Source organism: Parvibaculum sp. (genome assembly GCF_019635935.1).
In the GTDB taxonomy this organism is placed as follows: Bacteria; Pseudomonadota; Alphaproteobacteria; order Parvibaculales; family Parvibaculaceae; genus Parvibaculum.
This window is the reverse complement of record NZ_JAHBYN010000001.1, coordinates 2,814,608-2,826,329: the sequence shown is the minus strand read 5'-3', so window position 1 is coordinate 2,826,329 and position 11,722 is coordinate 2,814,608. Positions and strand designations below refer to the sequence as shown.

Here is an 11,722-nt window from a genome sequence, read left to right as displayed (position 1 = left end):
CAAAATCACCGGCGCGGATCGTCGCGCAAGATGGCAAACACGACGTGATCGCGCCACATACCGTTGATGCGGAGATAGCCGCGCGCATGACCCTCTTCGGTGAAGCCGCATTTGCGCAGCACAGCACGGGATCTTTCGTTTTCGGGCAAACAGGCCGCCTGCAATCTGTGCAACTTCAGTTCCTCGAATACGTAAGGGACCAGCGCCCTGACCGCGGCGGTCACATAGCCCTGCCCCGCATATTTTTCACCCGCCCAGTAGCCCAGCGTGCAGGATTGCTGAACCCCCCGCTGAACGCCCGACAGCGTGCATCCGCCGACAAGGGCTTCATCTTGCTCGCGAAAGATGAAGAAGGGGTAGGCATGATCCTCGCGGATTTCGCGCATATAGCGGCGGAGGCGGCGGCGAAAGGCGGTTCTGGTCAGATCGTCCTGCGCCCAGGTCGGCTCCCAGGGTGTCAGGAAATCCCGGCTGTTTTCGCGCAGTTGCGCCCAGGCGGCATAATCGCCGGGCTGCGGGGTGCGCAGATAGACGCCCTCGCCCAGAATGAGGGGCGCGGTGTCCGGCTTCGTAATCGAACGGAGAAATGCCATAGCGGGACGCGCCTCCCCACCGCGACCTCAACCTGCAAATCTTGCCGCGATCCGGTCATAGGATTCAAGTCCGCCATCCTTGCCATCGAGCGGGCCGATCGCCGAAAGGGCCATGTGCCTGCCGCCCAGAAGCCGGCCGGCATAGCGGCGCACCGCGGCGGCGTCGACCGCCTCGATGCGTTCGATCAATTCATCGATGGGCAACACGCGGCCATGGACCGTGAACTGGCGCGCAATCTGCTCGGCGCGGGACGAGGAGCTTTCGAGACCCATCATCAGGCCGGCCTTGATCTGGGCGCGGGCGCGGACGACTTCGTCCTCGGTTGCGTCCTCACCGATCCGGCCGATTTCGCCGGACAGCACCGGCAACAGCTCGGCCACATCGTCGGGCGAGGTGCCGGCATAGACACCGAAGACGCCGGTGTCGGCGAACGACCATGAGAAGGCGAAGGTCGAATAGCAGAGGCCGCGCTTCTCGCGCACCTCCTGGAAGAGCCGCGAGGACATGCCGCCGCCGAGGACGCCGGCGAGCACCTGTGCCGTGTAGTAGTCGGGATCGGAATAGGTCGGGCCCTCGAAGGCGAGCGCCAGATGCGCCTGTTCGAGATCGCGCTCGATGCGGCGCTCGCCGGCGGCGAAACGCGCCGTTTCGGCACCATTGGATACGCGGCTCGGCAGCGCGCCGAAACGGTCGCGCGCCAGGGCGACCAGCGCGTCGTGATCGATGCCGCCGGCGCCCGCCAGCACCATGCCCGGCGCCAGATAGCGCTCGCTCATATAGCCCTGCAGCGCATCGCGGCCGAAACCGGACACCGTGTCGACGGTGCCGAGGATCGAGCGTCCGAGCGCCTGATCCGGATAGGCTGCTTCGAGCAGATAGTCGAAAACCATGTCGTCGGGCGTGTCGTGCGCCTGTCCGATCTCGGAAATGATGACGCCGCGCTCGCGCTCGACCTCCTGCGGGTCGAACACGGAATGCTGCAGGATGTCGGCCAGAATATCGACGGCGAGCGGCAGGTCCTGCTTCAGGACGCGCGCGTAGTAAGCCGTCGCTTCATGCGTCGTATGGGCGTTGAGATAGCCGCCGACCGTTTCGATTTCCTCAGCGATCGCCAGCGCCGAGCGGCGCTCGGTGCCCTTGAAAGCCATGTGTTCCAGCATGTGCGACACGCCATGCTGACGCAGATCTTCATGGCGGGCGCCGGTGTTGACCCAGACGCCGACCGAGGTGGTCTCCAGATGCGGCATGCTGTCGGTGACGACGGTCAGGCCATTTTCCAGCTTGGTCACTTCAACGGACATGGGCGGGCTCCTTCGACGGTTACGCAGTTACGGAGCGGGCGCGTTCGCGGATGAACGCTTCGACCGCTGTGAGATCGTTGGGAAGCACCGTCAGGCGCTCTTCGCGCGTGAAGAGATCGGCCATGGCGGGGGGGAGCGCCGGGCGAATGCCCGTCGCCGCCTCGACCGCATCGGGGAACTTCGCCGGATGCGCGGTCGCCAGCGTCACCATCGGCACCTCCGCGCTGCCGCGCAGCTTTGCCGCGACGGCAAGGCCGACCGCGGTGTGGGGATCGACCAGTTCGCCGGTCGCCTTCAGCGTCGCTTCGATCGTCGCCCGGGTCTCCTGCTCGTCGGCGCGCGCCGCGCCGAACATGGCGCGGATCGCGTCGAGCCGGACGGCGTCGATCTCGAAGGCGCCCGATTGCGCAAGGCTCTGCATCAGCCGCGTCACCGCGGCGCCGTCGCGCCCATAGGCATCGTGGATCAGGCGTTCGAAATTGGACGAGACCTGGATGTCCATGCTGGGGCTGATCGTCGGCACGACCGTGCCCACTTCGTAGCGGCCGGTCTCGAGCGCGCGCGCCAGGATGTCGTTGACGTTGGTGGCGACGATCAGGCGCGCAACCGGCAGCCCCATGCGCGCAGCCGCGTAGCCCGCGAAAATGTCGCCGAAATTGCCGGTCGGCACCGAGAAAGCGACAGGCCGTGCCGGGGCGCCGAGCGCCACCGCGCTGGTGAAATAGTAGACGATCTGGGCGAGGACGCGGCCCCAGTTGATCGAGTTGATGCCGGCCAGCGCCACCTCGTCGCGGAAACGATGGTCGTTGAACATCGCCTTGACCAGCGCCTGGCAATCGTCGAACGAACCTTCGACCGCGATGTTGTGGACGTTGGCGTCGAGCACCGTCGTCATCTGGCGGCGCTGCACTTCGGAAACGCGACCCTTGGGGTGGAGGATGAAAATGTCGGTCGTGTCGCGGCCCTTGAAAGCCTCGATGGCGGCCGAACCGGTGTCGCCCGAGGTGGCGCCGACCACCGTGATGCGGCGGCCGCGCGCCGCCAGCACATGGTCGAACAGCCGGGCGAGTATCTGCATCGCCACGTCCTTGAAGGCGAGCGTGGGCCCGTGGAACAGCTCCAGCAGCCAGTCGCCGGGGCCGGTTTGCGTCAGTGGCACAATCGCGCGGTGGTTGAAGCCCGCATAGGCCCGGACCAGCATCCGCTGCAGCGTGGAATCGTCGATCGAGGGGCCGATATAGGGCCGCATGACGCGAAAGGCGACTTCCTCGTAAGGCAGGCCGGCCAGCGCCTTGATCTTGCGCTCGCTCATTTGCGGCCATTCCGCCGGCACATAGAGGCCGCCGTCGCGGGCCAGGCCTGCGAGCAAAGCGTCCTCGAAATCAAGCTCCGGGGCGGCGCCCCGCGTGCTGACGTACTTCACCATAATCTCCTGGAGTGCCAGCGCGAAAGAGGCTCGCGGGCCGGTCGAGGGCTACCCTATCCGGCCCCGGCGCGGGAGGCAATTGCGCTGAGCGGGTCGCGGCAAAATGGCCGGAAATCAGGGTTTCGGGCGCCCGATCCGGCCCTGAGACCTGTGATAAATCAAATAGATAGCGATCAGGACCAGCGCCAGCCCGAACCAGGTCAGGGCGTAGTCGAGATGGTTGTTGGGCAGGTCGACGCGGGTCCGGCCGGCTTTCGGCCAGGGCCCGGCCGCGGGGTCTGTCTCGGCCTCGACGAGGAACGGCGCGACATGCGTCAGACCGAGATGGGCGCTCATCCCTGCCGGGTCGCGGACCATCCAGACGTTGCGTTCCGGATCGTCGGCGCCGTCGAACGCGCCGCGCGGTTGCGGCGTCCGCAGGATGCCGGTGAGGCTCACCTGACCTTCGGGTTGCGCCGCCGCGCGCGTCGCCGGGTCCTTCATTGCCACTGGGACAAAACCGCGATCGACGAAGACGATCGCATCCGCCTCGCCCGTCAGCACGAGCGGCACGATGACCGCGTAGCCGGGGGCGCCTGTCTCGCCTTGCGTGAAATAATGCAGCTCATGCTCGTGCATGAAGCGGCCGGTGAGCGAGACGCGCGCGTATTCGAACGCCGCCGCGTCGAGCGACGGCCAGCTTTCCGGCGCGGGCAAGGCCACCGGATCGGCGGCCATGCGCTCGGTCATCGTCGCGATCAGGCCGCGTTTCCATTCAAGCCGTTCGACTTGCCAGAAGCCGAGCCCCAGCAAGACAGGCAGCATCGCCGCGGTCAGCAGCGTCGGCCAGAGCATTGGGCGGAAGAAGCGGTTGGTCATATGTCGAGCTGTCCTTCGCGCGCCTTGTGGCGGAATTGCTGGGCGATCATCCAGCTCTTGAGCGGGCGCAGCAGAAGCAGCGGCAGGGCGATCGTCATCGGCAGCCACAACAGCGCATGCAGCCAATAGGGCGGCGACCAGGTGAATTCCACCCAAAGCACCAGCCCGACGATGATGAAGCCGGCAATCATCATGATGAAGACCGCCGGACCGTCGCCCGAGTCGGCAACGGACAGGTCGGCCCCGCAATGCCCGCAGACGGGCTTCACCGTCAGGAAGCCGTCATAGAGCGGCGCGGCACCGCAGGCCGGACAGCAGGACTTCAACGCCACCGTCACGGAGGACGGCATCTGGTGGCTTTCCGTGCTCATGGTGCTCCTTCAAGCGAAAGGGCGGCCACGCTGTCGGCGGGCCGCCCCCTCATTCGCCGCAGGCCGTGCCTGCGATCAGTGATAGACCGCGCCGACCGAGGCCCAAACGTAGATGGCGAAGAACAGGAATATCCACACCACGTCGACGAAGTGCCAGTACCAGGCGGCCGCCTCGAAGCCGAAATGCTGTTTCGCCGTAAAGTGGCCCTTCATCGCGCGCAGCAGACAGACGATCAGGAAGATCGTGCCGACGATCACATGGAAACCGTGGAAGCCGGTCGCCATGAAGAAGGTCGAGCCGTAGATGCTGCCGGCGAAGGAGAAGGCCGCGTGCTGGTATTCGTAGGCCTGAACCGCCGTGAAGATGAGGCCGAGCGCCACCGTCAGCGCGAGGCCCTGCACGAGGCCCTTGCGGTCGTCGTGAAGCAGCGCGTGGTGCGCCCAGGTGACGGTCGTGCCCGAGGTCAGCAGGATCAGCGTGTTGATCAGCGGCAGGTGCCAGGGATCGAACACCTCGACGCCCTGGGGCGGCCAGCTGCCGCCGGTGAATTCGACGCGAGCGGCCTGGATTTCCTCGCCGGCGAAGAGGCTCGCATCGAAGAAGGCCCAGAACCAGGCGACGAAGAACATCACTTCGGAGGCAATGAAGAGGATCATGCCGTAGCGCAAATGAAGCTGCACCACCGGCGTATGGTCGCCCCTGTGCGCCTCGCGGATGACGTCGCGCCACCAGCCGAACATCGTGTAGAAAACGATGGCAAAGCCGATCAGCATCGCCCAAGCAGGCGAACCGTGCATCCACGTGACCGCGCCGATGGCCAAGATGAAAGCGCCGATGGCACCGACGATCGGCCATGCGCTCGGGTCTACCAGATGATAGTCGTGATGTTTGGCGTGAGCGTCTGCCATGTCCCCGTCTCTCCAGTTCGCAGGCGGCACACGCCGCCAGATCAGCCTATTTCAAGTCGTCGGCGCGAAAGCAGCGCCCGGCGCCGAAGCGATCCGTCCTCAAATCGGGCGGTTCGCCACATTGCCCCCAAGTTTCACAATCGTCACGATGAAGAACAGCAACATCAGCCCCCCGAGCGTCCAGGCGATCGCCAGATTGCGCTGACGGCGGCGCTTGAGTTGCTCTTCGGTCCAGACCGGCGGCGCAACCTCGTGGCGCTTGCTTTCGTCTTCATCGGTCATTTCAAACTCACAATAGCGCAATCGCGCTGAAAGCAGCGATCCCGAGCGCCTTCTCGGCCAGGAGCAACGAGAAAACGAGGAAAAGATAAAGGATCGAATAGCCAAAGAGGCGCTTGGCGGCCTTGTCCTGCGCCGCGCCGGAGCGGCTCCGCCAGAGGGCGAAAGCGAGCCAGAGGAACCCAGCGCCGAGAGCGGCGGTTGCACCCGCATAGAGCGGCCCGGCAAAGCCGAGCGCCGCCGGCAGCAACGTCACCGGCACGAGCAGCAGCGAATAAATCAGAATCTGGCGGCGCGTCTCCGCCTCACCCGCGACGACCGGGAGCATCGGCACGCCGACTTTTTCGTAGTCGTCGCTGCGATAGAGCGCCAGCGCCCAGAAATGCGGCGGTGTCCACATGAAGATAATCAGAAAGAGAACCACCGGTTCGATCGCCAGCGAGCCCGTGACCGCCGCCCAGCCGATCATCGGGGGGAACGCGCCGGCAGCGCCGCCGATAACGATGTTCTGCGATGTGCTGCGCTTCAACCACATCGTGTAGACGACCAGATAGAAGAAAATGGTGAAGGCAAGCAGCGATGCCGCCACCCAATTCACCAACACCCCCATTGTCATCACCGAGAAGACCGAAAGGATCGAACCGAAGGCGGCCGCCTCGCCCGGCGTCACGCGGCCTTGCGGAATGGGCCGGCCGGCGGTGCGCGCCATCTTCGCGTCGATATCCGCGTCGTACCACATGTTGAGCGCGCCGGAGGCGCCGGCGCCGACCGCGATGCAGAGCAGCGCCGTGAAGGCGATGACCGGATGAATGGCGCCGGGGGCAACCGCGAGACCGACAAAGGCGGTGAAGATGACCAGCGACATGACGCGGGGTTTCAGCAGGGCAAAAAAGTCGTGCGCGGAGCCCATGCCGCCTTCGTGCAGGGTGCGCGAGTCGAACTCTTCCTTGCTGATCGCTCTGTCGGACATTGACGGTCGATGCTTTCATTTCCCGATGCGGCCGGGCGTCCGTCCCGAAAGGGACACTCCGGCCGGGTGGTCCCGGCCGGAGCGATCATCACTTGATCCGCGGCAGTTCCGAGAACTGGTGGAACGGCGGCGGCGAGGAGAGCGTCCACTCCAGCGTCGTCGCGCCCTCGCCCCACGGGCTGTTGGCGGCTTTTTCCTTGCGGATGAAAGCCTGGGCCACGCCGTAGAGGAAGATCAGGACGGCAAAGGCCGAAATGTAGGACCCGATCGACGAGATGTAGTTCCAGTAGGCAAAGGCATCCGGATAGTCCGCGTAACGGCGGGGCATACCTTGAAGCCCGAGGAAATGCTGCGGGAAGAAGACCATGTTCACGCCGACGAACGTGACCCAGAAATGCAGCTTGCCGACGAACTCGGAGTACATGTAGCCGAACATTTTCGGGAACCAGTAGTACCAGCCGCCGAAGATCGCGAAGACGGCACCGAGCGACAGCACGTAGTGGAAATGCGCCACCACGTAGTAGGTGTCGTGGAGCGCGCGGTCGACGCCGGCATTGGCCAGCACCACGCCGGTCACACCGCCGATGGTGAACAGGAAGATGAAGCCGACCGCCCAGAGCATCGGCGTCTTGAAGTCGATCGACCCGCCCCACATCGTCGCGATCCAGGAGAATATCTTGATGCCTGTCGGCACCGCGATGACCATGGTCGCGGCCACGAAATAGGCCTGCGTGTTGACCGACATGCCGACCGTGTACATGTGGTGCGCCCAGACGACGAAGCCGATGACGCCGATGGCGACCATCGCATAGGCCATGCCGAGATAGCCGAACACGGGCTTGCGGGAGAAGGTCGAAATGATCTGGCTGACGATGCCGAAGCCCGGCAGGATCAGGATGTAGACTTCCGGGTGCCCGAAGAACCAGAAAAGATGCTGGAACAGGATCGGGTCGCCGCCGCCTTCGGGCGCGAAGAAGGTCGTGCCGAAATTGCGGTCGGTGAGCAGCATGGTGATGGCGCCCGCCAGAACCGGCAGCGAGAGCAGCAGCAGGAAGACCGTCACCAGGATCGACCAGACAAAGAGCGGCATCTTGTGCAGCGTCATGCCCGGTGCGCGCATGTTGAAGATCGTGGTGATGAAGTTGATGGCGCCGAGGATCGACGAGGCGCCGGCGATGTGGAGCGCGAGGATGGCGAAGTCCATCGCCGGTCCGGGCGAACCGGAGGTCGAGAGCGGCGGATAGATCGTCCAGCCGCCCGAAGCGCCTGTGCCGCCGGGGGCGCCCGGCACGAACATCGAAATGATCAACAGGCCCAGCGCCGGCGGCAGCAGCCAGAACGAGATGTTGTTCATGCGCGGGAAGGCCATATCGGGCGCGCCGATCATCAGCGGCACGAACCAGTTGCCGAAACCGCCGATCATGGCCGGCATGACCATGAAGAAGATCATGATCAGACCGTGCGCCGTCACCAGCATGTTGAAGAGGTTATAGTCGCCGCCCAGAACCTGATCGCCCGGAAGCTGCAGCTCCATGCGCATGACGACCGACATGGCGCCGCCGATGACCCCCGCGATAATCGCGAAGATCAGGTACATCGTGCCGATGTCCTTGTGGTTCGTCGAATAGACGTAACGCTTCCAACCCGTGGGGTGGTCGGCGTGATCGGCGTGCGCACCCGCAGCTTGCCCTGCCATCTCTGTAACCCTTCGTTCTTCCGGTTTTACGCTCTTGCCTTACCGTGGTGGAAACGCGTTCAGCGCGCTTCCGCCGGGCGGGCTTCAGCCAGTTTCAGTTTTCCGTCGCCGCCGAGCGACGCCTGCTCCTGCGCGACCCACTCGTCGAATTCTTCCTTCGTCACAACCTTGACGCTGATCGGCATGAAGGCGTGCCGCGTGCCGCACAGTTCCGAGCACTGGCCATAGAACATGCCGGTACGGTCGGCGCGGAACCAGGTCTCGTTGAGACGGCCCGGGATTGCGTCGATCTTGACGCCGAAGGACGGCACGGCGAAAGCGTGGATCACGTCGGCCGCGGTGACGATGACGCGCACCGTCGTGTCGACCGGCACCACCATGTCGTAGTCGGCCGCGAGCAGGCGCGGCTGGCCCGGCTGCAGCTGATCGTCGGGGATCATGTTCGAGATGATCGAGATGTCGCCGTGGTCGGGATATTCATAACCCCAGTACCACTGATAGCCGACCGCCTTCACTGTCAATTCCGCTTCCGGAATCACGACCTGCTTGTAAAGCAGCCGGAAGGACGGGATGGCGATGACGACGAGGATCATCACCGGGATGACCGTCCATGCGACCTCAAGCAGCGTGTTGTGCGTGGTCTTGGAGGGGTTCGGATTGGCCTTGCGGTTGAACCGCAGGATGACGATGCCGAGAAGCAGCGTCACGAAGACGACGATGATCGTGATGATCCAGAGCAGGAAGTCGTGGAACCAGACGATGTCGTCCATCACCGAAGAGGCGGAGGGCTGAAGACCGAGACCGCCATCATGCGGCTGGCCCGCAAACGCGGCGGTCGCAAAACCACCGTCCAGATGCCCGCCCGCAAGAGCGATCGCGAAGAGGCCAAAACCGATCAGAAACCGCATGCTTATCCCCAGCTAGTCAATTCTACGTCCGGCCGCCTGGAGCCGCGCCCTCGGGCACCCAAAGCTGGCCGTCAGAAACCATAAACCGTTCGCCGCCGCAAGTTCCGCCGTCGCCCTGCGCCGGATTCTCCTGTGGCGTTTATCCCTGACGGCGCCCCGTTTCGCCGCAGATTATTGAATGCCTCCCCGCGCCGCGGACGACTCGTGTGGCCGAGTATAGACAAGGCAATGGGAGAGGCCACAGCGAGGGTCGGGTTTTGCGACGTTTTGCCACAATAAAAGACCGAATCGGAGATTATGGCGCGGCAGGCCCGGCGGCCGGAATTTCCGCCTCCCGGGCCTTCCCCGCCGCCTGAAATGCCCTAGAGTAATGGTTGGATATTGCCGGTTTTTCCCTTCGGCCGAGAGACGCCCCCGACGATGCGCGACGAAGCCCTGATTCATTTCCACCTGGGACGCCGGATTTCGGCCGGCCTGCTGCTGCCGCATAATGGCGGCGCGGCGCCGGAGCTGATCTCGGAGGCGGCGCCCTGGCTCGACAAGAGCGATCCCGGCCGCTGCGTGGTCGGCTTCTGCGCCGCCCATCCGGATCTTGTCGGCGATGTCGTGGCGCCGCCGCCCGACGGCTGGCAGAACTGGCGCTTCGTGCAGTGGGACGACTGGTTCGGCCGGATCAACGGCGTCTTCCTGGTCGATCTCGCCTCGCTGAAGGTGACGCAGTATCCGCTCTACAGCTGCGCGCCGCAGGTGGTGCGCTGCGACCTGTCGGGCCTGCCGCGCCGGTTGGTGCCGGTCGAGGAATGGCTCGACCGGTAGAGCCCTGCCCGCCTGCAATTTTTTTATCAAGGATCACACGACCATGAGCCGCGCATCTTCCGACGATCTGTTTTTCACCCGGACCGGGCTCGACCGCGCCCGCGTCGAGGGACTTGTCGGCGAAGCGTTGAACGGCGCCGATGACGGCGAGCTTTTCATGGAATACCGGCAGTCGGAGGCCCTCGGCTTCGACGATGGCCGGCTCAAGACGGCGAGCTTCGACACGTCGCAAGGCTTCGGCCTGCGCTGCGTCGCCGGCGAGGCAACCGGCTATGCGCATACCTCCGAACTCAGCGAGGAAGCGCTGAAGCGCGCCAGCGCCGCCGTGCAGGCGGTCAAGAGCGGCCACACGGGCTCGCTGGCCGAGGGCCCGGCGCGCACCAACGCGCATCTTTATTCCGACGAGAATCCGCTGGGCGGCCAGAGCTTCGAGGAGAAGGCGAAATTGCTGGCCGAGATCGACGCCTATGCGCGCGGGCTCGACAAGCGCGTGCGGCAGGTGTCGGCGTCGATGACGGGCGAGTGGCAGGCGGTGGAGATCATCCGGGCCGGCGGCGCGACGTTGCGCGACGTGCGGCCGCTGGTGCGCCTCAATGTGGCGATTGTCGCGGGCGAAGGCGACCGGCAGGAGACCGGCTCCTTCGGCGTCGGCGGGCGGATGGGCTATGACGTTTTCATCGATCCGCTGAAATGGCGCGGACAGGTGGACGAGGCGCTGCGGCAGGCGCTCGTCAATCTCGAAGCGGTGCCGGCGCCCGCCGGCGAAATGGATGTGGTGCTGGGGCCGGGCTGGCCGGGCATTCTTTTGCATGAAGCGATCGGCCACGGGCTCGAAGGCGATTTCAACCGCAAGAAGACATCGGCCTTTGCCGGATTGCTCGGGAGCCGCGTCGCGGCGCCGGGCGTGACGGTGGTCGATGACGGGACGCTGGCCGACCGGCGCGGCTCGCTGTCGATCGACGACGAAGGCACGCCAACCTCGCGCACGGTGCTGATCGAGGACGGCATTCTCAAAGGTTATATGCAGGACAGGCTCAATGCGCGGCTGATGGGCATGGCGGCGACGGGCAACGGGCGGCGCGAATCCTACGCGCATCAACCGATGCCGCGCATGACCAACACCTACATGCTGTCGGGCGACCGCGAGGCGGACGAAATTCTTTCGTCGGTGAAGAAGGGTCTTTATGCGGTGTCGTTCGGCGGCGGACAGGTCGACATCACGTCGGGCAAGTTCGTTTTCACCTGCACGGAAGCCTACCTGATCGAAAACGGAAAGATCGGCGCGCCGGTGAAGGGTGCGACGCTGATCGGCAACGGGCCGGACGTGCTGACGCGCGTCTCGATGATCGGCAACGACATGAAGCTCGACCCCGGCATCGGCACCTGCGGCAAGGCCGGACAGGGCGTGCCGGTGGGCGTCGGCCAGCCGACGCTCCGGATCGACGGGCTGACGGTGGGCGGCACGGCGAAGGCGGCGTGATTATCCGTCTACGGAGCAAAGTGCGACTTATCCCCGCTTTTTGACAGTTTCAGGGCGCCTCTGTCACCGAACTGTCAAAAAAACTGTCACAAGCGCCGTGTGCAGCTCGTTTGG

The 11,722-nt window shown here is 64.8% G+C and carries 12 protein-coding genes; 2 read left to right on the top strand and 10 right to left on the bottom strand.

Annotated elements, in window-relative coordinates; genetic code table 11:
* Positions 1-5 precede the first annotated feature (5 nt).
* The 10 genes from KF719_RS13905 to coxB form a co-directional block, all read right to left on the bottom strand.
* Positions 6-593: a GNAT family protein gene (locus KF719_RS13905; RefSeq protein ID WP_293509307.1), complete on the bottom strand. Its 588-nt coding sequence runs from the start codon at positions 591-593 to the stop codon at positions 6-8.
* 27 nt (positions 594-620) lie between these two features.
* The gene (locus KF719_RS13900) at positions 621-1,895 is read right to left on the bottom strand and encodes a pitrilysin family protein (RefSeq protein ID WP_293509306.1); all 1,275 of its coding nucleotides are present in this window, start codon (positions 1,893-1,895) and stop codon (positions 621-623) included.
* 19 nt (positions 1,896-1,914) lie between these two features.
* Positions 1,915-3,318 (bottom strand): threonine synthase, encoded by a 1,404-nt coding sequence (thrC, locus tag KF719_RS13895; RefSeq protein WP_293509305.1) that lies wholly within the window; start codon positions 3,316-3,318, stop codon positions 1,915-1,917.
* A gap of 117 nt (positions 3,319-3,435) precedes the next feature.
* A complete protein-coding gene (locus KF719_RS13890) occupies positions 3,436-4,179 on the bottom strand; it encodes an SURF1 family protein (protein WP_293509304.1) in 744 nt (247 codons plus the stop codon).
* On the bottom strand, positions 4,176-4,550 hold the full coding sequence (locus tag KF719_RS13885) for a DUF983 domain-containing protein (protein ID WP_293509303.1): 375 nt from the start codon (positions 4,548-4,550) through the stop codon (positions 4,176-4,178). The genes KF719_RS13890 and KF719_RS13885 overlap by 4 nt, the downstream gene beginning before the upstream one ends.
* 75 nt (positions 4,551-4,625) lie before the next feature.
* A complete protein-coding gene (locus tag KF719_RS13880; protein WP_293509302.1) occupies positions 4,626-5,459 on the bottom strand; it encodes a cytochrome c oxidase subunit 3 in 834 nt (277 codons plus the stop codon).
* Between the two features lie 99 nt (positions 5,460-5,558).
* Entirely contained in the window at positions 5,559-5,741 is a 183-nt protein-coding gene (locus KF719_RS13875; protein ID WP_293509301.1) for a hypothetical protein, read from the bottom strand.
* 7 nt (positions 5,742-5,748) lie between these two features.
* Positions 5,749-6,708 carry a heme o synthase gene (locus tag KF719_RS13870; RefSeq protein WP_293509300.1) on the bottom strand — a complete coding sequence of 320 codons (960 nt, stop codon included), beginning with the start codon at positions 6,706-6,708 and terminating at the stop codon, positions 5,749-5,751.
* A gap of 88 nt (positions 6,709-6,796) precedes the next feature.
* On the bottom strand, positions 6,797-8,404 hold the full coding sequence (ctaD, locus tag KF719_RS13865; protein ID WP_293509299.1) for a cytochrome c oxidase subunit I: 1,608 nt from the start codon (positions 8,402-8,404) through the stop codon (positions 6,797-6,799).
* 59 nt (positions 8,405-8,463) lie between these two features.
* The gene (gene coxB / locus KF719_RS13860; protein WP_293509298.1) at positions 8,464-9,312 is read right to left on the bottom strand and encodes a cytochrome c oxidase subunit II; all 849 of its coding nucleotides are present in this window, start codon (positions 9,310-9,312) and stop codon (positions 8,464-8,466) included.
* Positions 9,313-9,732: 420 nt separating this feature from the next.
* On the opposite strand from coxB, the gene KF719_RS13855 reads away from it, so the two are divergent.
* The gene (locus tag KF719_RS13855; RefSeq protein ID WP_293509297.1) at positions 9,733-10,128 is read left to right on the top strand and encodes a hypothetical protein; all 396 of its coding nucleotides are present in this window, start codon (positions 9,733-9,735) and stop codon (positions 10,126-10,128) included.
* A gap of 43 nt (positions 10,129-10,171) precedes the next feature.
* Positions 10,172-11,608 (top strand): metalloprotease TldD, encoded by a 1,437-nt coding sequence (gene tldD / locus KF719_RS13850; protein WP_293509296.1) that lies wholly within the window; start codon positions 10,172-10,174, stop codon positions 11,606-11,608.
* Positions 11,609-11,722 lie beyond the last annotated feature (114 nt).

What these genes read in the sequence shown, in the direction of transcription:
- KF719_RS13905 (WP_293509307.1), bottom strand. Translation starts at nt 593, where the DNA reads ATGGCATTTCTCCGTTCGATTACGAAGCCGGACACCGCGCCCCTCATT.
- KF719_RS13900 (WP_293509306.1), bottom strand. Translation starts at nt 1,895, where the DNA reads ATGTCCGTTGAAGTGACCAAGCTGGAAAATGGCCTGACCGTCGTCACC.
- KF719_RS13890 (WP_293509304.1), bottom strand. Translation starts at nt 4,179, where the DNA reads ATGACCAACCGCTTCTTCCGCCCAATGCTCTGGCCGACGCTGCTGACC.
- KF719_RS13885 (WP_293509303.1), bottom strand. Translation starts at nt 4,550, where the DNA reads ATGAGCACGGAAAGCCACCAGATGCCGTCCTCCGTGACGGTGGCGTTG.
- KF719_RS13880 (WP_293509302.1), bottom strand. Translation starts at nt 5,459, where the DNA reads ATGGCAGACGCTCACGCCAAACATCACGACTATCATCTGGTAGACCCG.
- KF719_RS13875 (WP_293509301.1), bottom strand. Translation starts at nt 5,741, where the DNA reads ATGACCGATGAAGACGAAAGCAAGCGCCACGAGGTTGCGCCGCCGGTC.
- KF719_RS13870 (WP_293509300.1), bottom strand. Translation starts at nt 6,708, where the DNA reads ATGTCCGACAGAGCGATCAGCAAGGAAGAGTTCGACTCGCGCACCCTG.
- ctaD (WP_293509299.1), bottom strand. Translation starts at nt 8,404, where the DNA reads ATGGCAGGGCAAGCTGCGGGTGCGCACGCCGATCACGCCGACCACCCC.
- coxB (WP_293509298.1), bottom strand. Translation starts at nt 9,312, where the DNA reads ATGCGGTTTCTGATCGGTTTTGGCCTCTTCGCGATCGCTCTTGCGGGC.
- KF719_RS13855 (WP_293509297.1), top strand. Translation starts at nt 9,733, where the DNA reads ATGCGCGACGAAGCCCTGATTCATTTCCACCTGGGACGCCGGATTTCG.
- tldD (WP_293509296.1), top strand. Translation starts at nt 10,172, where the DNA reads ATGAGCCGCGCATCTTCCGACGATCTGTTTTTCACCCGGACCGGGCTC.